The sequence below is a fragment of the Pseudomonas caspiana genome, assembly GCF_002158995.1.
GTDB classification, from domain to species: domain Bacteria; phylum Pseudomonadota; class Gammaproteobacteria; order Pseudomonadales; family Pseudomonadaceae; genus Aquipseudomonas; species Aquipseudomonas caspiana.
In genome coordinates this window covers 24,804-44,808 of sequence record NZ_LOHF01000035.1, presented here as the reverse complement: position 1 = coordinate 44,808, position 20,005 = coordinate 24,804, and the positions used below count along the sequence as shown (strand labels likewise).

Genomic DNA, 20,005 nt, shown 5'->3' with positions numbered 1-20,005 from the left:
CGTTTTGGTTACTTTTGTCTGGGCCGGCTTCCGGATCCATCAAAAGTGACGCGCTGTAAAAGCGCAACCAATATCAGCCATAACGCAGCAACGGATATGTACGCAACCGCCCGGAATGATGTTCGCCCCCTCCACAACGTACAAAGGCCACCCGAAGGTGGCCTTTGTGTAGTCGGTCAATCAAATAAGCATTCGCTTATTTTTTGACTTCCCAACCTGTCAGCTCAGCCAAAGCCTTGCCGATGTCTGCCAGCGAACGCACGGTTTTAACGCCTGCGTCTTGCAGCGCAGCGAATTTCTCGTCTGCAGTGCCTTTGCCGCCAGAGATGATTGCGCCAGCATGGCCCATGCGCTTGCCCGGAGGAGCAGTCACACCAGCGATGTAGGAAACAACCGGCTTGGTTACGTTTGCCTTGATGTAGGCAGCCGCTTCTTCTTCAGCCGAACCGCCGATCTCACCGATCATGACGATCGCTTCGGTCTTCGGGTCTTCCTGGAACAGCTTCAGGATGTCGATGAAGTTGGAGCCAGGGATCGGGTCACCACCGATACCAACGCAAGTCGACTGACCGAAACCGGCGTCAGTAGTCTGCTTGACAGCTTCGTAAGTCAGGGTGCCGGAACGCGACACGATGCCTACTTTACCTGGCAAGTGAATGTGACCTGGCATGATGCCGATCTTGCACTCGCCCGGAGTGATAACGCCTGGGCAGTTAGGACCGATCAGGACCACACCCAGCTCGTCGCACTTGACCTTGGCTTCCAGCATGTCGATGGTCGGGATGCCTTCGGTGATGCAGACGATCAGCTTGATGCCGCCGAACGCTGCTTCAAGGATGGAGTCCTTGCAGAACGGTGCCGGAACGTAGATGACCGAAGCAGTTGCGCCGGTTTTATCTACAGCTTCTTGCACAGTGTTGAACACTGGCAGGTTCAGGTGAGTGGTGCCACCTTTGCCCGGAGTCACGCCGCCGACCATTTTGGTGCCGTAGGCAATGGCTTGTTCGGAGTGGAAAGTACCCTGCGAACCGGTGAAGCCCTGGCAGATTACTTTGGTGTCTTTATTGATCAGGACGCTCATTACTTGCCCTCCGCAGCTTTGACAACTTGTTGAGCAGCGTCGGTCAGGCTGGTAGCAGCGATGATGTTCAAACCGCTTTCTGCCAGTACTTTAGCGCCCAGTTCAGCGTTGTTACCTTCAAGGCGAACAACAACCGGGATTTTCACGCCGACTTCTTTCACTGCACCGATGATGCCTTCGGCAATCATGTCGCAACGAACGATGCCGCCGAAGATGTTGACCAGTACTGCTGCGACGTTGGTGTCGGACAGAATGATCTTGAACGCTTCGGTAACGCGTTCCTTGGTTGCACCACCACCTACGTCGAGGAAGTTGGCTGGCTTGCCGCCATGCAGGTTGACGATGTCCATGGTACCCATGGCCAGGCCAGCACCGTTGACCATGCAGCCGATGTTACCTTCCAGCGCCACGTAGTTCAGTTCGAACTTGGCAGCGTGAGCTTCGCGCGGATCGTCTTGCGACGGATCGTGGAAAGCCTTCAGCTTAGGCTGACGGTACATGGCGTTGGCATCGATGTTGATCTTGGCGTCGAGGCAATGCAGATCGCCGTCAGCCTTGATTACCAGCGGGTTCACTTCCAGCAGGGCCAGATCGTGGTCCTGGAACAGCTTGGCCAGACCGGTGAAGATCTTGGCGAACTGGGAAACCTGCTTGCCTTCCAGACCCAGCTGGAATGCCAGATCGCGACCCTGGAATGGCTGAGCGCCAACCAGTGGATCGATCGTGGCCTTGAGGATTTTCTCAGGAGTGTCGTGAGCGATCTTCTCGATGTCCACGCCACCTTCGGTGGAAGCCATGAACACGATGCGACGGCTCGAGCGGTCCACTACAGCGCCGAGATACAGCTCTTTAGCGATGTCGGTGCAGGACTCAACCAGGATCTTGGTCACTGGCTGACCATTGGCGTCAGTCTGGTAAGTTACCAGACGCTTGCCCAACCATTGCTGGGCGAACGCTGCAGCGTCTTCTTTGCTGCGAACCAGCTTTACGCCGCCCGCTTTACCGCGGCCACCAGCGTGAACCTGGGCTTTGACAACCCATTCAGTCCCGCCAATCTTGTCGCAAGCTTCTGCTGCTGCTTCCGGGGTGTCTACTGCGTAGCCTTTGGATACTGGCAGGCCGTACTCAGCGAACAGCTGCTTACCCTGATACTCGTGAAGATTCATGCTTATTACCGTCTTCGTTAGGTACTGCGCATTCGGTGCTGCACGTCTGGCGTGCCGCACCACCTGTGACCGCTACTCCGGGCAATCCCGTCAGGAAGAGTCGGAGGTCGAGTCCGGCGGACATTCCGCGGTGAGTCTTGCTCGCAAGGCTCACGACGGGCAGTCCGTCGTGGTTTCTCTTGTTGTCTTAACGCTTTTTGCGGTTCTGGATGTGAATGGCACCGCCATTCACGGCCAGAGCAGCTTCATGCAATGCTTCGGACAGCGTCGGATGGGAGAAGACCATCATGCCGATATCTTCGGCACTGCTGCCGAATTCCATCGCGATCGCGCCTTGCTGTACCAGCTCGGCAGCGCTTGGACCAATAACGTGAACACCCAGAACACGGTCAGTCTTGGCGTCGGCAATGATCTTGACGAAGCCGCCCGTGTCGTTCGCCGCCATGGCACGGCCACTGGCTGCGAACGGGAAAGTGCCGACGTTAACTTCAACGCCTTCAGTCTTCAAGGTCTGTTCGGTTTTACCCACCCATGCGATTTCCGGGTGGGTGTAGATAACCGAAGGGATCAGATTGTAGTTCATCTGAGCCTTGTGACCCTTGATGCGCTCAACAACCATGATGCCTTCTTCAGAAGCCTTGTGGGCCAGCATCAGACCACGAACCACGTCGCCGATCGCGTAAACGCCCGGAACGCTGGTGGTGCAGTAGTCATCGACGTAGATGAAACCACGCTCATCCAAGTCCACACCGCTGTCAGCTGCCAGCAGATCAGTTGTCACCGGACGACGACCAACGGCTACGATCAAACGGTCGAAGGTGATCGACTGCTCGCCTGCTGCGTCGGTGTAGCTGACCACAACTTCTTCGCCTTCAACTTTCGAACCGGTAACGCGAGCGCCCAGTTTGATGTCCAGGCCTTGCTTGGTGAAAGTTTTCAGCGCTTCTTTGGAAACAGCTTCGTCAGCAGCCGGGATAAATTTATCCAGGGCTTCCAGAACAGTAACCTGTGCACCCAGACGAGCCCATACCGAACCCAGCTCCAGGCCGATAACGCCAGCGCCGATCACACCCAGACGCTTCGGAACCTGTTGGAATTCCAGGGCACCAGTCGAGTCAACGATGACTTTCTGATCAACCGGAGCCGGTGGAATGTCGATCGGACGCGAACCGGAGGCCAGAATCACGTGATCAGCTTCGATGACTTCAACGGTGCCATCAGCAGCGGTCAGCTCGACTTTCTTGCCGGCCAGCAGCTTGCCGTGGCCTTGCAGAGTGGTCACGCCATTGGCTTTGAACAGGCTGGCAACGCCGCCGGTCAGGCCTTTGACGATGTTAGCCTTGCGACCGACCATGGCCGGTACGTCCATGCTGACTTCAGAAGTCGAAATACCATGGATCGAGAAACCATTTTTGGCTTCGTAGAACTTCCAGGAGCTGTCCAGCAGCGCCTTGGACGGAATGCAACCCACGTTCAGGCAAGTACCGCCGAGGGCCAGCTTGCCCTCCTTGTCCTGATACTTCTCGATGCAGGCAGTCTTGAGACCAAGTTGCGCAGCCTTGATGGCGGCAACATAACCGCCAGGGCCTGCGCCAATCACTACCACGTCGAATTTCTGGGACATAACAAAGAGTTCCTCTTTAGCTGCGAGCTTTAAGCTACAAGCTGCAAGCTGGCCTGTGATGTATTACAGACGAGCGTTGCAACTTGTTCATTAGATGTCATTTGCAAAACCCGAGCTCCACCCCACGCTGCTTTTCTCTCGCAGCTTGCGGCTTGCAGCCCGGGGCTGCCTCATCAGATATCCAGCAGCAGACGAGCTGGATCTTCCAGCAGGTTCTTGATGGTCACCAGGAACGTCACAGCTTCTTTACCATCGATCAAACGGTGATCGTAAGACAGAGCCAGGTACATCATCGGACGAATCACAACCTGACCATTGACCGCCATCGGGCGCTGGATAATGTTGTGCATACCCAGGATGGCCGCTTGCGGCGGGTTAACGATCGGAGTCGACATCATCGAACCGAAAGTACCACCGTTGGTGATGGTGAAGGTACCGCCAGTCATTTCGTCGATTGACAGCTTACCGTCACGGGCTTTCTTGCCGAAGGTAGCGATGCCACCTTCGATTTCAGCCAGGCTCATCTGCTCTGCATTACGCAGAACCGGAACCACCAGACCACGATCGCTGGATACCGCAACACCGACGTCAGCGTAGCCGTGGTAAACGATATCGGAACCATCGATCGAAGCGTTGACAGCCGGGAAGCGTTTCAGCGCCTCGGTGGTTGCCTTGACGAAGAACGACATGAAGCCCAGGCGTACGCCATTGTTGGACTTCTCGAACAGGTCCTTGTACTTCGAACGCAGCGCCATGACTTCAGTCATGTCGACTTCGTTGAACGTGGTCAGCATCGCCATGTTCGATTGAGCTTCAACCAGACGCTTGGCAACGGTGGCACGTACACGAGTCATCGGAACACGCTTCTCGGTACGGTCGCCAGTAGCAACCACAGGCGCAGCGGCGGTAGTTGGCTGGGCAGCAGGAGCAGCGGCAGGTGCAGATTTCTTGGCTTCAACAGCAGCAACCACGTCTTCCTTGGTGACGCGGCCATCTTTACCAGTGCCTTTGACGCTGGCCAGGTTGATGCCGTTTTCTTCAGCCAGTTTGCGAGCAGCAGGAGCAGCAACCGAATCTTCGTCGCCAGCGGCAGCTGGAGCAGCGGCCGGAGCAGCTGCTTGAGCCGGGGCAGCAGCAGGTGCGGCCGCGGCGGCCGGAGCAGCAGATGCGGTAGCGCCACCGTCCAGAGTTGCGATCAGTTCGTTGGAGAGGACGATTTCGCCCTCGCCTTTCACGATCGATGCCAGTACGCCGTCAGCTTCGGCCAGTACTTCGAGGACAACCTTGTCAGTCTCGATGTCAACCAGCAGCTCGTCACGTTTTACCGCTTCGCCCGGCTGTTTGTGCCACTTGGAAATGGTGCCGTCGGCAACTGATTCCGGGAAAGAGGGGGCTTTGATCTCGATAGCCATTATCTGTAATTCCTTAATTCGGTTTCTAATGCGCGAAGGCGTTAAACAGTGAAGGCATCTTGCAGCAGTTTTTCCTGCTGCTCGGCGTGCATCGAAGCGTAACCACATGCAGGCGCTGCAGAGGCGTCACGACCGGCATACTCGAGAACGAGGTTGCGGTTGTGATTACCAACGCTGCGACGCAGGTGGTGCTGGCTGCTGTACCAGGCACCCTGGTTCATCGGTTCTTCCTGACACCACACAACCTTCTGCAGGTTGGTGTAAGGCGCAATCGCCTCCATCAGGTCGTCTTCCGGGAACGGGTACAGCTGCTCGATACGCACGATGGCGATATCTTCGCGGCCTTCGGCACGGCGTTTTTCCAGCAGGTCGTAGTAAACCTTGCCGCCGCACAGCACCAGACGCGTCACTTTGGCGGCATCGAGCGTATCGATTTCCGGGATGACAGTCTGGAACGAACCTTCGGCGAGATCTTCCAGGGTCGAAACGGCCAGCTTGTGACGCAGCAACGACTTCGGTGTCAGCACAATCAGCGGCTTGCGCAGCGGACGGATAACCTGACGACGCAGCAAGTGGTAGATCTGCGCTGGCGTAGTCGGTACGCACACCTGAATGTTGTGCTCTGCACAACCCTGCAAGTAACGCTCAAGACGTGCCGACGAGTGTTCTGGCCCCTGCCCTTCATAACCATGAGGCAGCAACATGGTCAGACCGCACAGACGGCCCCACTTGTGCTCGCCGCTGGTGATGAACTGGTCGATAACCACTTGCGCACCGTTGGCGAAGTCGCCGAACTGGGCTTCCCAGATAACCAGGGCATCTGGCTGGGTGGTCGAGTAGCCGTATTCGAAGGCCAGTACGGCTTCTTCCGAAAGGAAGGAGTCATACAGATCGAAACGTGGCTGACCGGCATACAGATTCTGCAACGGAATGTAGGTACCGGCGTCTTTCTGGTTGTGCAGCACCGCATGACGGTGCGAGAACGTACCGCGGCCGATGTCCTGACCCGTCATGCGAATCGGGTGACCTTCGAATGCCAGGGTTGCGTACGCCATGGTTTCGGCGTAACCCCAGTTGATCGGCAGGCCGCCGGCTTGCATCTTCTGACGGTCTTCGTAGATTTTCTGAACCTGACGCTGAACCACGAAACCTTCTGGCAGCTCCATCAGCTTGGCCGACAGCTCCTGCAGGGTCTTGAGGTCAAAGCGGGTGTCGTGACGTGCAGTCCAGGCGTGGCCCAGATACGGACGCCAGTCCACGAAAAGCTCTTTGTTTGGCTCTTTGACCAGACTTTTCACAACATGCAGACCGTTGTCCAGCGCGTTGCGGTAGTCGTCGATCTTGGCCTGTACGCGAGCATCATCCAGAACGCCGGCCTTGATCAGGCTTTCGGCATACAGCTCACGCGTGGTGCGCTGTTTGGTGATTTGCTGGTACATCAAAGGCTGAGTGCCGCTTGGTTCATCCGCTTCGTTGTGGCCGCGACGACGGTAGCAGACCAGATCGATTACCACGTCACGCTTGAACTGCATGCGGTAGTCGATAGCCAGCTGGGTTACGAATACAACGGCTTCAGGGTCATCGCCATTCACATGGAGAATCGGCGCCTGAATCATCTTGGCAACGTCGGTGGCGTACTCGGTGGAACGCGAGTCCAGCGGGTTGCTGATGGTGAAACCAACCTGGTTGTTGATGACGATATGGATCGTGCCGCCCGTCTTGAAGCCGCGAGTCTGCGACATCTGGAAGGTTTCCATGACCACGCCCTGCCCTGCAAAAGCAGCATCACCGTGGAGGGAAATTGGCAGAACCTTGTCACCGTTCGGATCGTTACGACGATCCTGACGAGCACGAACAGAACCTTCGACCACCGGAGAAACGATCTCCAGGTGAGACGGGTTGAACGCCATGGCGAGGTGAACTTCGCCGCCCGGGGTCATTACGTTCGAAGAAAAGCCCTGGTGATACTTAACGTCACCGGAACCCAGCTCGACTTTTTTCTTGCCTTCGAACTCGTCGAAAAGCTCGCGGGGGTTCTTGCCGAAGGTGTTGACCAGCACGTTAAGGCGACCACGGTGGGCCATGCCGATAACGATTTCCTTGGTGCCGTACGAACCGGAACGCTGGATCAATTCGTCCAGCATCGGAATCAGGCTTTCGCCACCTTCCAGACCGAAGCGCTTGGTGCCTGGGTATTTGGTGCCCAGGTACTTTTCAAGACCCTCTGCCGCGGTAACGCGCTCGAGCAAGTGGCTCTGAATTTCGGCAGAGAACGCAGGACGGCCACGGACGCTTTCAAGACGCTGCATGAACCAGTTGCGCTGCTCGGAATCCACGATGTGGGTGAACTCAGCGCCGATGGTGCGGCAATATGTCTTATGTAGGGCGTCCTGGATTTCGCGTAGGCTCGCTTCCTCTTTGCCGATGAACAAGTCTCCGGCACGGAAAGTGGTATCCAGGTCAGCGTTGGTCAATCCGTAGTGATTGATCGACAGGTCAGCTGGCGCCGTACGTTGCCACAGCCCCAGCGGGTCGAGCTGGGCCGCCTGATGGCCGCGCATACGGTAAGCCTGGATGAGCCGCAACACTTCGACCTGCTTCTTTTCATGCTCGCTGCTCACGCTCCCGGCGGATACCGGCTGGGCGCGGCGCTGGTTTTTGGCCAGCAACACGAAATGATCGCGAATCGTCGAGTGCGATACATCGGTGGCAGAGTTGCCGTCAGCGGGCAACTTCTGAAAGTAGGTGCGCCATTCCTCTGGCACAGCGTTAGGGTCGTGCAGGTAGAGCTCATAGAGCTCTTCCACATAGGCAGCGTTACCACCGGAAAGGTGGGCACTGTTCCACATGCGCTGCATCACGCTTTCTTGCATGCTTGGTCACCCTCGGTAAGGGGACACCACCGGCGAAGACACCACAGCAAACCTGAGATAGTCATGTGCAGCGACTGTATCAAGTCACTTAGGATCACGCAGATAGTCCGGGTACCAGCCCGGATGCCCCTGCTGGTCTTATTTCTTCAAAATAAGAGCCGCAACATTACTTGTTGCTGCTCAGGTTAAAACTACGGCGCCGGTTGAAGCCTGCGCCGCAGCGGTTACGGGTATTACGGCATTACGGTGTAACAGTCAAATCAGACGCCGTTTTGCAGGAGCATGTTGCGCACGTGACCGATAGCCTTGGTTGGGTTAAGGCCCTTCGGACAAACGTTTACGCAGTTCATGATCCCGCGGCAGCGGAATACGCTGAACGGGTCATCAAGCGAAGCCAGACGTTCGGCGGTCTTGTTGTCACGGCTGTCAGCCAGGAAACGATAGGCTTGCAGCAGTGCAGCTGGACCGAGGAACTTGTCCGGGTTCCACCAGAACGACGGGCAGGAGGTCGAGCAGCAAGCGCACAGAATGCACTCGTACAGACCATCCAGCTTCTCACGCTCTTCAGGAGTCTGAAGACGTTCGATGGCCGGAGCCGGGGTGTCGTTCAACAGATATGGCTTAACCTTCTCGTACTGCTTGTAGAAGATGCTCATATCAACAACCAGGTCACGTATCACAGGCAAACCAGGCAGCGGACGCACCACCAGCTTGTTGCCCTTGACCACGGCCGACAGCGGCGTGATACACGCCAGGCCGTTTTTGCCGTTGATATTCATACCGTCGGAACCGCAAACACCTTCGCGGCACGAACGACGGTAGGAGAAACCTTCATCCTGTTCCTTGATCAGGGCCAATACATCCAGCACCATCAAGTCTTTGCCACCGGTATCAACGTCGAACACCTGGGTCTTAGGCGCAGAGTCGCTGTCGGGGTTGTAGCGATAAACTTCAACTTTCAACATAGCGGCCACCTTTAGTAAGTCCGAATTTTCGGTTCAAACGCCGGTACTGTCTTCGGCGCAAAGTTGACTGCACGTTTGGCAACCCGCTTCTCGCCCGGGAAGTACAGGGTGTGGCACAGCCAGTTTTCATCGTCACGATCTTCATAGTCTTCGCGAGCGTGAGCACCGCGGGACTCTTTACGCACTTCCGCAGCAACCGCCGTGGCTTCGGCGACTTCCAGCAGGTTCTGCAACTCAAGCGCTTCGATACGCGCAGTGTTGAAGCCCTGGGACTTGTCGTTGATCTTGACGTTGGCGATACGAACACGCAGGTCTGCCAGCTGGGCGATACCTTTCTGCATGTATTCGCCGGTGCGGAACACACCAAAGTAGTTCTGCATGCAGCTTTGCAGCTCGCGACGCAGAGTGGCAACGTCCTCACCTTCGGTACGCTCGTTGAGGCCATTGAGACGGCTCAGCGCGGCATCGATATCGGTTTCGCTCGCGTCAGCATATTCAATGCCTTCGGTCAGCACTTTCTCCAGGTGCAGGCCTGCAGCACGACCAAATACCACGAGGTCGAGCAGCGAGTTACCACCCAGACGGTTGGCACCGTGCACAGATACGCACGCCACTTCACCTACCGCGAACAACCCAGGGAGGATCTGATCATTGCCGTCAGCATCCTGAGTCATGGCCTGACCATGAATATTGGTGGCAACACCACCCATCATGTAGTGGCAGGTAGGCACGACAGGTACTGGAGCAACAACCGGATCCACGTGCGCAAAGGTCTTCGACAGCTCACAGATACCTGGCAAGCGGCTGTGCAGCACTTCTTCGCCCAAGTGATCGAGCTTCAGCATCACGTGATCGCCATCAGGACCACAACCGTTACCGGCAATGATCTCTTTAACCATCGAGCGCGCAACAACGTCACGACCAGCAAGGTCTTTCGCGTTCGGCGCATAGCGCTCCATGAAACGCTCACCATGCTTGTTGATCAGGTATCCGCCTTCACCACGGCAACCTTCAGTAACCAGTACACCTGCACCAGCGATGCCAGTCGGGTGGAACTGCCACATTTCGATGTCCTGAACAGGAACACCGGCACGCAGTGCCATACCAACGCCGTCACCGGTATTGATCAGGGCATTGGTGGTAGAGGAATAGATACGGCCAGCGCCGCCGGTAGCCAGTACAGTCGCCTTGGCGCGGATGTACATGGTTTCGCCGGTTTCGATGCAGATCGCAATCACCCCCACGAACGCGCCGTCCTGGTTTTTCACCAGATCAACAGCGTAATACTCGTTCAGAAAAGTGGTACCTGCTTTCAGGTTGCCCTGATACAGGGTGTGCAACAGCGCGTGGCCGGTACGGTCAGAGGCCGCACACGTACGCGCAGCCTGACCGCCCTTGCCGAAATCCTTGGACTGACCACCAAACGGACGCTGGTAGATACGACCGGTTTCGGTGCGGGAGAATGGCAGACCCATGTGATCCAGCTCAAAGACCGCAGCCGGGCCTTCCTGACACATGTATTCGATAGCGTCCTGGTCACCGATATAGTCGGAGCCCTTGACGGTATCGTACATGTGCCAGCGCCAGTCATCGTTCGGGTCGGCAGATGCAATTGCACAGGTGATGCCACCCTGAGCAGAAACGGTGTGCGAGCGAGTCGGGAAAACCTTGGTGACTACGGCGGTCTTGTGGCCGCCCTGAGCCAGCTGCAAGGCTGCACGCATGCCTGCACCGCCGCCACCAATAATGATGGCGTCGAATGTAAGTGTATTTATGTTAGCCATGAATCAGATACCCCAAAGAATCTGCACACCCCAGACAAAGTACGCGAACATCGCAACGCCGCAGACTGCCTGGAAAAGGAAACGCACAGCGGTCGCCGACTTGCCCAGCGCCATTGGCGTCAGGTAGTCAGTGGCGATGGTCCACATGCCGACCCAGGCGTGAGCGCCCAGAGCAACGAGGGCCAAGAGGCTGAAAATGCGCATTCCCGTATGAGAGAACAGACCATGCCACTGGGCATAGTCGATGCCCGGGTGGGCAACGAGGTATCCGATCAGGAAAATGAAATAAGCCGCGAGCACGACCGCAGATACGCGCTGCGCCATCCAGTCATAGAGGCCCGAACGCGACAGGTTAGTGACGTTGGTTACCATATCCATACTCCCGCCAGAACGATTACCACCACGGATACGGCGATAACGATTTTGGAGCCCAGCTTGCCGCCTTCCAGCGTCTCGCCAATGCCCGCATCCATGATCAGGTGGCGGATGCCCGCTACCAGGTGATAAAGCAAGGCGGACAGCAGAGCCCAAATCACAAGCTTGGCCAGCGGGCTGGTCAGACACGCTTTCACCTCACCGAAGCCTTCCTCGGAGCTCAGCGACTTGTCCAATGCGTAAAGCATGATGACGAGGCCGACAAACAGAATAACTCCGGAGATGCGGTGAAGAATGGACGTGTAAGCAGTGACTGGGAGTTTGATGGTCCTTAGGTCTAGGTTTACAGGTCGTTGGCTTTTCACGGCTTTATTTCACACTGAAGAGCCCCTAACAATCAGGGCAAATTATTGGGAAGTGCACTGGTCAGGTACCCACCACCCAGGGAGTGACGACCACCGGTATACAGGCCCTAAAGCCCCTGGCGGTCGGACGCCGAGTATAGACAGTTAGGTCACTAATGACAACGCAGAGAAGCCCTTCAAATAGGTGATTGCGCTGGCCGGATAAAAAGCGTAAGTGACACAATGTCGCAGGGCAAATCAAGCCTGAAAGCCTTCTGGAACACGACTTTAGGCAAATTGACTTTAGATTTTATCTAACTATAGTGGTGCGGGCCCTGCGTGGGGGGCCGTCTGATGATTTGAAGCATAAACAGGAGGCCACATGGCTGATAATAAAGCGCAGTTGATCATCGAGGGCGCAGCCCCCGTCGAGCTGCCCATTCTGACCGGCACCGTAGGCCCCGACGTTATCGACGTACGTGGTCTGACAGCCACCGGCCGCTTCACATTCGACCCAGGCTTCATGTCGACCGCCTCTTGCGAGTCGAAGATCACCTACATTGATGGTGACAACGGGATCCTGCTGCACCGCGGCTATCCGATCGAACAACTGGCTGAACAGTCGGACTACCTGGAAACCTGCTACCTGTTGCTGAACGGCGAACTGCCAACCGCCGAACAGAAAGCCCAGTTCGTTGTTGTCGTGAAAAACCACACCATGGTTCACGAGCAACTCAAAACATTTTTCAACGGCTTCCGCCGCGACGCTCACCCGATGGCAGTGATGTGCGGCGTGGTGGGCGCTCTCTCCGCGTTCTATCACGACTCTCTGGATATCAATAATCCACAGCACCGTGAAATCTCGGCCATCCGTCTGGTCGCCAAGATGCCGACCCTGGCAGCAATGGTGTACAAGTACTCCATGGGTCAACCCATGATGTACCCGCGTAATGACCTGAGCTACGCCGAGAACTTCCTGCACATGATGTTCAACACACCGTGCGAGATCAAACCGATCAGCCCGGTACTGGCCAAGGCCATGGACAAGATCTTCATCCTGCACGCCGACCACGAACAGAACGCCTCGACGTCCACCGTACGTATGGCGGGCTCTTCGGGGGCTAACCCGTTCGCCTGCATCGCAGCCGGTATTGCCGCGCTCTGGGGCCCGGCACACGGCGGCGCGAACGAAGCAGTACTGTCCATGCTGGATGAGATCGGCGATGTGTCGAACATCGACAAGTTCATCGCCAAAGCCAAGGACAAGAACGATCCGTTCAAACTGATGGGCTTCGGTCACCGGGTTTACAAGAACCGCGACCCGCGCGCCACCGTGATGAAGCAGACCTGCGACGAAGTCCTCAAGGAGCTGGGCATCACCAATGACCCGCAACTTGAGCTGGCCATGCGCCTGGAAGAGATCGCCCTGACCGATCCTTACTTCATCGAGCGCTCGCTGTACCCGAACGTCGACTTCTATTCGGGCATCATCCTCAAGGCAATCGGCATCCCAACCAGCATGTTCACCGTAATCTTCGCCTTGGCGCGGACTGTCGGCTGGATCTCCCACTGGAAGGAAATGCTTTCCAGCCCGTACAAGATTGGCCGTCCACGCCAGCTATACACAGGCTACGTGTCCCGCGATATCGTGCCACTGGAAGACCGCAAGTAAGCTTCACGCTACAACTGAAAAGGGCTGCCAATGGCAGCCCTTTTTTATGCCTGCTTACCTGGAACGCTCAGCAGATACAGAACCTTGCAGGAGCTGCCGAAGGCTGTGTAGCAGGACAAACGCGTCGCAGCCTTCGGCAGCCCCTATAAGTAATGTGCTTCAAATCCATGATTGATGGGATGCGCAATAAGCGAGACTACTTCTCAGCCCTTTCCTTCAACGCCTTCAACGTATTAAACGGCGCATCTACCACGAACTTGTTAGCCAGCCATGAAGGCACGCTACCGCCTGGTTCGGTATGTACTTGATAAGTCACTAGAGTCTTGTTCGGCCCTTGCGGCACAAACTTCCAGAAGCCGTCGACTTGCGACACCCGCACAAACCCTTTTTCCTCAGGTATGTACTTGGGTACCTCCTGAAGTTTGCGGGTCAGGCTGCCGTCAGCGCCCTCTTCCGTCGTCACCAGCAATACCGAATCCCGAGGCGTTACCGGCCACGGCGTATTGATCTGAGTGTACGTCCAGGCTTGATTGCCCTCATGTTTCAGCATCTTCTGCGACTTGCACTCATGAATCCAGGCACAGGCACCCGCTACGTCCTCTTGAAGACTGCGCAACTTAGCGACACTCGCGTTGATAACGGTCTCGCCACGATAAGCCTTGTACTGAGAACCCGACACCTCGCTCAGCGAAACCTTGATCCCCGCCTCATCTTTTGCAACTTTCCAGTCCTCAGCCTGAGCAACAGCAGAGATGAGCACAGTGATACCGCAGACAACAGCTATTCGATGCAGCGAACTCATTGTTGTATTCCTTATTGTTTGAAGTTCCAGCCAATCAATTCTGTCGCACAGCAACCCTCACGCAACTGCTGTAGCGTCCTCCCACCAGGTAATCAGACGAATCGCATCAGCTTGATCCACTCCACAGACATCGTGCGCAGCCTTGAACTGACTGCACACTGCGGGACGTTCGGGCTGACCAAAAATTGTGCACAGCATATCGAGTGATAAATGCAGACAACGCTCGCCTGCAGGCTTGCCATCAGGCATACCGGGTATGGGAGAAGTGATAGAAGGCGCGATGCAACAAGCACCACACCCTGAGCGGCAGTCCATGACCAGCACCCTGAAAGAGAAATTCGAAGCGTGATAGTACCCGCTGAAACGCGCGTTTGAAATCCCTGGCGCTACTGCCTGAACTTGAAGTCCAGCGCAGCACCTTCCACCTCACGCCGACTGTCGTTACGCATCTGCAAATCCATCTCGTTGCTCAGAATGCGCCCATTGAGCTCAAAAGGGTCATTACCAGAAGCGCGCTTATCGCCAAACATTGGCGGCAAAATTGGCTTGCGAGGTTTGGCCTTGGTCGTTCCGGCAGGCTGCAGCTCTTCGGCCAGCTCAGGAGGCAGGCTCAAATCGAGCTTGGCATTGTTCAGGCTAGTGTCTTTGAGCGCTTTTTTACTCTCGGCCACCGACTTGCGGGCCACCGCATCGCGCTTTTTCTCGGTCACTGTTTTGGTTGCAGGCGTTTTTGTCGCTTCAGCCTTCGGCTTGCCTGACGCACTTGCGCCATCTTTGGCCGTCACCGGAACCACCGATATATTAGGCGCCAACTCATGCGTCGGCGCCTTTGCAGGCTCAGGCGCAGAGGGTGTCGACTCAGCCACAGAAGGGCTGGCATCAGTCTTCTTCGGCACCTGGGTTTCAGCTGAAACCTTGGGCTTGGGCGCGGCCCCGTCCTGAGCATCACAGGCACCCAGAAGAACGACCAACGACAACGCTACACAGCGAAAAACATTCATAGGGCAGAAATGGCAAAGGCAGAAAACAACATGCTGGCCTGTTGCACGTCCAATAACAAGACAGAGATCAACCTGCAGAGCGATGCGCTATTTCTGCAGGACCTAAATAGCTGACCTCAATAGAGCTCAACCGTTTCCTGACATAACTGTTTGGCCAGCATTCCGAGCGTCATAAGCGCCCTCTCCGCCTCGCGATTCCACGGGATGCCACAGTTCAGACGAATGCAGTGATTGAACTGTTCTGTATTGCTGAAGATCAGTCCCGGCGCAATGCTGATCCCCTGCTCCAGTGCCCGGATGTGCAACTCCTGTGTATTGACTCGCCCTGGCAGGCTGACCCACAAGATAAAGCCACCCAGCGGTCGGCTCATCTGCGTACCTTCGGGAAAGTACTGTTGCACCGCGAGCTGAAAAGCGCTGAGGTTTTTCCGATACTCGGCGCGAATAAACCGCAGATGACGGTCATAACCACCATTTTCCAGATAAGCGGCAACGCCCATTTGCGTGACGCTGCACGCTGAATGAGTGCTGAATATCTGAAGGCGCTGAATTTCCGACTGGTATTTTCCCGCAATCATCCAGCCGATACGCACGCCGGGCGACAAGGTTTTCGAGAAGCTGGAGCAATAGATAACACGACCCAGACGATCAAAGGCCTTCAAAGCCTTGGCTCGCCCTTGCTCAAACATCAGCTCGCCATAAATATCATCTTCAACCACTTGAATATCGAAATCCGAAACAAGCCGCAGCAAATGCTTCTGGCGCTCTTCAGGCATGCTACTGCCCAGCGGATTACTCAGGCGCGAGGTCAACACCAGGGCCTTGATCGACCACTGATTCGCTGCCAGTTGCAACGCTTCCAGGCTGATGCCTGTCTGCGGGTCGCTGGGTATTTCAATGACCTTGAGCCCTAACAAGTCAGCCAGTTGCAGCAACCCGTAGTAGGTCGGCGACTCTGCGGCGATCAGATCACCAGGCCTGGTGACAACCCGCAATGCCATCTGCAGGGCGTCGACGCAACCGTGAGTAATCACTACGTCAGCCGGATCAACCACTACGCCAGCGTCTCGCATGCGAATGGCAACCTGACGACGCAAGGGTTCGAAACCCGGACTGAACATGTAACTGAACGCCCGAGGGCTCTGAAAACGGGTCACTTTTGCTATCTGCTGGTGCAAGGCACGCACAGGCAGGTAATCGACATGCGGCACCGCAGCGCCTAAAGGGAAAACCCCTTCACGGCGCGACTCCATCAAAACCTGCTGAATAATGCTGCTGCGCGTCACCAGCCCCGGTCTTTCCACACGAGCAATGTCGGGTGTAGGCGCCGTGAGCGCGGGGGTCTGGTGCACGTAATAACCCGACTGCGGCCGAGCCCGAATCAACCCCTGATCTTCCAGATTCGCATACGCCTGCAAGACGGTCGCATGGCTGACATTGAGCTGCGAACTCATCTTGCGCACCGAGGGCACACGCTCGCCCGGCTGATAAACACCGCGACGAATATCTTCAGCCAGCTGCTGAGCGATTTTTTGATAGAGCAGAAGGTTGGTCATGACGCAGCCTCGATACCGCTGGGGACTTGCTTTTGTAGGAAGATAGTCGATTTGTCACCAGAACAGTTGCGAAGTGTACTGGGACAGTTTCCTGAACGGCTAGCCCTTGAACACTTTGATTAAAAAATTTATCAGGCAAAAGCGCCAAGCCGTCGGCTTTTTAGGCCAAAAAAAATCGACACCTGAAAACAGGCATCGATTTTTTTAAAGTTTTTTCAGCGATTGGGGCCGAGATGCCCTTTGGAATCAGAAAAGACGATCTCAACACGACGGTTTTTCGCACGACCCCGCTCGGAAGCATTGGCCTCCACAGGGTATTCATCACCATAGCCCTGCACATGAATGCGTTTTTCATCGACGCCGAGATCCGTCAACACGTCGGCCACCGATTGCGCACGCTCTTGGGACAACCGCAGATTTTCCTGCTTTTCACCCGTGTTGTCGGTATAGCCCTCGATACGGACAACGCGTTTGGGGTTAAGCTGCAAAAACTGCACAACCTTGAGCACTGTGCGGTTGGCCGAGCTTTTGAGCTCAGCGTGACCGGTATCGAATAACACATCACCCAACGTCATGACCAACCCGCGCTCGGTCTGCGTAGTAGCCAGGCTGACAATCTGGTCTTCCAGCCACTGGCCGTGTTGCTGGGCACTGGCCAGCTTCGCTTCACGCAGCGCCAACTGAAGCCGCTGGCGCTCCATTTCCTGCTTTTCAAGCCGCTCGGTGTTGAGCAGCAAATTGCTGTGCTCACGGGCGATCGCGCTGTAGCGGCTGCTGAGATACGCGTAATGAGCCACATCACTGCCGCTGCCCAGGTAAGTCGACAGGCGCTCAGCCTTGCCCAGCAACTCACCTGCGCGCACTACGTCTTTCGGAGCACTGCGCAGCACATCGCCGTCCTCTTTCACTTTCTGAAAGTCAGCATTTGCCTGCTGCAACGCCTGCTCACCCACCTGATGACCTGCACAACCATAAAGACCGGCGAAACCCGACAGCAGACAAGCCTTTAATACTCGAGACATACGCTTCATTGCCCCTCCCCCAACTGCTTGCGCAGACGGTTGAGGCGAGTGTCCAGCTGAGTTATTTGCTCCTGACTCTTCTCAGTCAGAACCCGAGCCTCTGCCAGGCGCGCATCCAGTTCGGCCTGCTCAGCTTGCATACGCGCAGCCTTGAACGATTCATTGATCATCTCAGAGCGAGCCTGCCCCAGTTTCGATTCCGCCATCTGCATTTCCGGCTCATCGACGGCCCCCACAGCCTTGGCCTGGGCGACGGCTTTCTCGGTCAGTTTCATTTGTTCAATCGGTGCCGGATCGTTGGCACAGCCCACCAATGCGGCAAATGCAATGGTCGCGAATAAAGGGCGGCTTTTCACAAAAGCTGTCACAAAAGAAGTCACAAAAGAAGTCACAAAAGAAGTCACAAAAACATTCCTACTTGTTTGAGGCGCTGGCCGGATGCAGTAATTGAGCCTTCCAGATTTCCAGATTGCGTTTGACTGCTTCACCCGACAGGTCAGAAGCGGCCGATTCTGTCATCTTTTTGGCCAGCTGTCCGCGCAACCAGGGATCGTTGCAAGCCGAATTGAAAGACAGTGCGAGATATAGACCCGGCTGGTCCACCGGTTGCGGTCGTGCAACCAGATCCTTGACAAGGCCGAGTGTCTGCACCATCGCCGTACCCGGGTAGCGACTGGCGAGAACGTAATTGACCTGCCCCAGCATCAGTTTCTGAAAGGCCTCGGTCAGATTGGGCAGACGCTCAAGGGTCAGGCGTGCCTTGACGGCTGCATCGAATGCCTGCGTCAGGCGAATGCGTTCGGACGCCGCCCCCTTGTGTCCCTGAAGATCAGCCAATGTATCCATCGGCAACGCTTGATCATGACGCGTCCAGACCATGACTTCATTCTGAATCAGTGGCGGATGGATGTAGTCCAGCGCCTCTAGCTCAGCCTGATTCAGTGGCGCATCCACCAACATGTCCATGCGGCCGCTACGCACTTCTTCAAGCGCCTGACTGCGTTTGCCGGCGAACAATACTTCAACTTTTATCCCTAGCTCTTGCGCCGCCTGCTTGAACAGATCGGCACTGGCGCCCATCAAGTGCTTGGGGTCCTGAGGATCACGCCACAGATAAGGAGGGGCATCTGGACTGCCGGTCACAATCAGGCGCTCACACTTGCCCCCCGCCATTGCCAGACCGGGCGCAGCAAGCACACCTATGAAAAGCGCAGAAAGCAGCCTGTTTGACTGACCCATGGAGAATCCTTTTTTTTGCGTTCAGATTTTTCTATGAAGCTTTAAAACAGCCAATAAAAAACCCGTTCGCCCGGACCACGTGAACTCGCACTAACCGCGATGCTCACAGGCCGAAACGAACGGGGCTTTAGAGAAGCACTTATAAGCGAAGCATCTGGATTAAACCAGCTTCTCCAGCTCAGGGATTGCTTCGAACAGGTCGGCAACCAGACCGTAATCAGCTACCTGAAAGATCGGAGCTTCTTCGTCCTTGTTGATAGCGACGATGACTTTCGAGTCTTTCATGCCCGCCAGATGCTGGATCGCGCCGGAAATACCGACCGCGATGTACAGCTGTGGTGCAACGATCTTACCGGTCTGACCGACCTGCATGTCGTTCGGTACGAAGCCTGCGTCCACTGCTGCACGGGAAGCGCCAACAGCAGCGCCCAGCTTGTCAGCCAGCGTGTACAGGTGCTTGAAGTTGTCGCCATTCTGCATGCCACGACCGCCAGATACGACGATCTTGGCAGCGGTCAGTTCGGGACGATCAGACTGGGCCAGCTCTTCGCCCACAAAGCTCGATTTGCCTGCGTCATGAGCTGCAGCAACAGCTTCAACCGCAGCAGAACCGCCTTCAGCAGCAACTGGATCGAAACCGGTAGCCCGCACGGTGATCACTTTGACCGATGCCGACGACTGAACAGTAGCGATAGCGTTACCGGCGTAGATCGGACGCTTGAAGGTGTCAGCCGATTCGACCGAGATAATCTCGGAGATCTGGTCAACGTCCAGCAGCGCAGCAACGCGCGGCAGAATGTTTTTGCCGTTGGAAGTAGCGGCGGCCAGGATGTGGCTGTAGCCACCGGCCAGCTCGACGACCAGAGGAGCGATGTTCTCTGGCAGTTGATGGGCATAAGCAGCGTTTTCGGCCACCAGCACTTTCGCGACGCCAGCGACCTTGCCAGCAGCATCGGCGACAGCCGAAGCGCCTGCACCGGCAACGAGCACATGAATGTCGCCGCCAATTTTGACTGCAGCCGCCACGGTATTCAGCGTGGCTGGAGCCAACGTTGCATTGTCATGTTCAGCGATTACCAAGATAGTCAT

Annotated in this window: 19 protein-coding genes; 2 read left to right on the top strand and 17 right to left on the bottom strand. The window is 56.1% G+C overall.

All coding sequences use genetic code 11. The features are described from left to right. Window positions 1-207, top strand: a 207-nt coding sequence (locus AUC60_RS28225) for a hypothetical protein (protein ID WP_238599643.1), incomplete at its 5' end; no start/stop codon positions are given. Here AUC60_RS28225 and sucD read toward each other — a convergent pair. The 9 genes from sucD to sdhC all read right to left on the bottom strand — a co-directional run bounded on the left by sucD (window position 197) and on the right by sdhC (window position 11,645). Continuing rightward, a complete protein-coding gene (gene sucD / locus AUC60_RS25800) occupies window positions 197-1,081 on the bottom strand; it encodes a succinate--CoA ligase subunit alpha (protein ID WP_087274183.1) in 885 nt (294 codons plus the stop codon). The genes AUC60_RS28225 and sucD overlap by 11 nt on opposite strands. Continuing rightward, complete coding sequence (gene sucC, locus AUC60_RS25795) at window positions 1,081-2,247, bottom strand: ADP-forming succinate--CoA ligase subunit beta (RefSeq protein ID WP_032629164.1); 1,167 nt, start codon at window positions 2,245-2,247, stop codon at window positions 1,081-1,083. Before sucC ends, sucD begins: the two co-directional genes overlap by 1 nt. Window positions 2,248-2,434: 187 nt before the next feature. Beyond that, complete coding sequence (gene lpdA / locus AUC60_RS25790) at window positions 2,435-3,871, bottom strand: dihydrolipoyl dehydrogenase (RefSeq protein ID WP_087274181.1); 1,437 nt, start codon at window positions 3,869-3,871, stop codon at window positions 2,435-2,437. Window positions 3,872-4,044: 173 nt separating this feature from the next. Continuing rightward, entirely contained in the window at window positions 4,045-5,283 is a 1,239-nt protein-coding gene (odhB, locus tag AUC60_RS25785; RefSeq protein WP_087274179.1) for a 2-oxoglutarate dehydrogenase complex dihydrolipoyllysine-residue succinyltransferase, read from the bottom strand. Window positions 5,284-5,324: 41 nt separating this feature from the next. Then, window positions 5,325-8,156 (bottom strand): 2-oxoglutarate dehydrogenase E1 component, encoded by a 2,832-nt coding sequence (locus AUC60_RS25780; RefSeq protein WP_087274177.1) that lies wholly within the window; start codon window positions 8,154-8,156, stop codon window positions 5,325-5,327. Between the two features lie 260 nt (window positions 8,157-8,416). Then, window positions 8,417-9,121 (bottom strand): succinate dehydrogenase iron-sulfur subunit, encoded by a 705-nt coding sequence (locus AUC60_RS25775; RefSeq protein WP_027900895.1) that lies wholly within the window; start codon window positions 9,119-9,121, stop codon window positions 8,417-8,419. Window positions 9,122-9,132: 11 nt separating this feature from the next. After that, a complete protein-coding gene (sdhA, locus tag AUC60_RS25770) occupies window positions 9,133-10,905 on the bottom strand; it encodes a succinate dehydrogenase flavoprotein subunit (protein WP_087274175.1) in 1,773 nt (590 codons plus the stop codon). 3 nt (window positions 10,906-10,908) lie between these two features. After that, window positions 10,909-11,277, bottom strand: a complete 369-nt coding sequence (gene sdhD / locus AUC60_RS25765) for a succinate dehydrogenase, hydrophobic membrane anchor protein (protein WP_087274173.1) — start codon at window positions 11,275-11,277, stop codon at window positions 10,909-10,911. Then, on the bottom strand, window positions 11,271-11,645 hold the full coding sequence (gene sdhC, locus AUC60_RS25760; protein WP_087274171.1) for a succinate dehydrogenase, cytochrome b556 subunit: 375 nt from the start codon (window positions 11,643-11,645) through the stop codon (window positions 11,271-11,273). Before sdhC ends, sdhD begins: the two co-directional genes overlap by 7 nt. A gap of 361 nt (window positions 11,646-12,006) precedes the next feature. Between sdhC and gltA the strand changes: the two genes are divergently transcribed. After that, window positions 12,007-13,296, top strand: a complete 1,290-nt coding sequence (gltA, locus tag AUC60_RS25755; protein ID WP_027900891.1) for a citrate synthase — start codon at window positions 12,007-12,009, stop codon at window positions 13,294-13,296. A 196-nt stretch (window positions 13,297-13,492) separates the two neighbouring features. Here gltA and AUC60_RS25750 read toward each other — a convergent pair whose 3' ends face one another. From AUC60_RS25750 to AUC60_RS25715, 8 genes are all read right to left on the bottom strand, one after another. Continuing rightward, window positions 13,493-14,098 (bottom strand): START domain-containing protein, encoded by a 606-nt coding sequence (locus AUC60_RS25750; RefSeq protein WP_087274169.1) that lies wholly within the window; start codon window positions 14,096-14,098, stop codon window positions 13,493-13,495. A gap of 57 nt (window positions 14,099-14,155) precedes the next feature. Further along, window positions 14,156-14,356, bottom strand: a complete 201-nt coding sequence (locus AUC60_RS25745) for a proteinase inhibitor (protein WP_238599644.1) — start codon at window positions 14,354-14,356, stop codon at window positions 14,156-14,158. A 128-nt stretch (window positions 14,357-14,484) separates the two neighbouring features. Beyond that, window positions 14,485-15,069 carry a translation initiation factor 2 gene (locus AUC60_RS25740; protein WP_420800761.1) on the bottom strand — a complete coding sequence of 195 codons (585 nt, stop codon included), beginning with the start codon at window positions 15,067-15,069 and terminating at the stop codon, window positions 14,485-14,487. A gap of 146 nt (window positions 15,070-15,215) precedes the next feature. Then, window positions 15,216-16,655, bottom strand: a complete 1,440-nt coding sequence (locus tag AUC60_RS25735) for an aminotransferase-like domain-containing protein (protein WP_087274163.1) — start codon at window positions 16,653-16,655, stop codon at window positions 15,216-15,218. 215 nt (window positions 16,656-16,870) lie between these two features. Next, the gene (locus tag AUC60_RS25730) at window positions 16,871-17,686 is read right to left on the bottom strand and encodes an OmpA family protein (RefSeq protein WP_087274161.1); all 816 of its coding nucleotides are present in this window, start codon (window positions 17,684-17,686) and stop codon (window positions 16,871-16,873) included. Continuing rightward, on the bottom strand, window positions 17,683-18,033 hold the full coding sequence (locus AUC60_RS25725; protein ID WP_087274186.1) for a DUF4398 domain-containing protein: 351 nt from the start codon (window positions 18,031-18,033) through the stop codon (window positions 17,683-17,685). Before AUC60_RS25725 ends, AUC60_RS25730 begins: the two co-directional genes overlap by 4 nt. Window positions 18,034-18,091: 58 nt before the next feature. Beyond that, window positions 18,092-18,916: a substrate-binding periplasmic protein gene (locus tag AUC60_RS25720; protein WP_087274159.1), complete on the bottom strand. Its 825-nt coding sequence runs from the start codon at window positions 18,914-18,916 to the stop codon at window positions 18,092-18,094. Window positions 18,917-19,075: 159 nt separating this feature from the next. Next, a complete protein-coding gene (locus AUC60_RS25715) occupies window positions 19,076-20,005 on the bottom strand; it encodes an electron transfer flavoprotein subunit alpha/FixB family protein (protein ID WP_087274157.1) in 930 nt (309 codons plus the stop codon).

Bases quoted from the DNA above. Each gene is read 5' to 3' on its own strand.
- sucD (WP_087274183.1), bottom strand. From the start codon at position 1,081: ATGAGCGTCCTGATCAATAAAGACACCAAAGTAATCTGCCAGGGCTTC.
- sucC (WP_032629164.1), bottom strand. From the start codon at position 2,247: ATGAATCTTCACGAGTATCAGGGTAAGCAGCTGTTCGCTGAGTACGGC.
- lpdA (WP_087274181.1), bottom strand. From the start codon at position 3,871: ATGTCCCAGAAATTCGACGTGGTAGTGATTGGCGCAGGCCCTGGCGGT.
- odhB (WP_087274179.1), bottom strand. From the start codon at position 5,283: ATGGCTATCGAGATCAAAGCCCCCTCTTTCCCGGAATCAGTTGCCGAC.
- AUC60_RS25780 (WP_087274177.1), bottom strand. From the start codon at position 8,156: ATGCAAGAAAGCGTGATGCAGCGCATGTGGAACAGTGCCCACCTTTCC.
- AUC60_RS25775 (WP_027900895.1), bottom strand. From the start codon at position 9,121: ATGTTGAAAGTTGAAGTTTATCGCTACAACCCCGACAGCGACTCTGCG.
- sdhA (WP_087274175.1), bottom strand. From the start codon at position 10,905: ATGGCTAACATAAATACACTTACATTCGACGCCATCATTATTGGTGGC.
- sdhD (WP_087274173.1), bottom strand. From the start codon at position 11,277: ATGGTAACCAACGTCACTAACCTGTCGCGTTCGGGCCTCTATGACTGG.
- gltA (WP_027900891.1), top strand. From the start codon at position 12,007: ATGGCTGATAATAAAGCGCAGTTGATCATCGAGGGCGCAGCCCCCGTC.
- AUC60_RS25750 (WP_087274169.1), bottom strand. From the start codon at position 14,098: ATGAGTTCGCTGCATCGAATAGCTGTTGTCTGCGGTATCACTGTGCTC.
- AUC60_RS25735 (WP_087274163.1), bottom strand. From the start codon at position 16,655: ATGACCAACCTTCTGCTCTATCAAAAAATCGCTCAGCAGCTGGCTGAA.
- AUC60_RS25730 (WP_087274161.1), bottom strand. From the start codon at position 17,686: ATGAAGCGTATGTCTCGAGTATTAAAGGCTTGTCTGCTGTCGGGTTTC.
- AUC60_RS25720 (WP_087274159.1), bottom strand. From the start codon at position 18,916: ATGGGTCAGTCAAACAGGCTGCTTTCTGCGCTTTTCATAGGTGTGCTT.
- AUC60_RS25715 (WP_087274157.1), bottom strand. From the start codon at position 20,005: ATGACTATCTTGGTAATCGCTGAACATGACAATGCAACGTTGGCTCCA.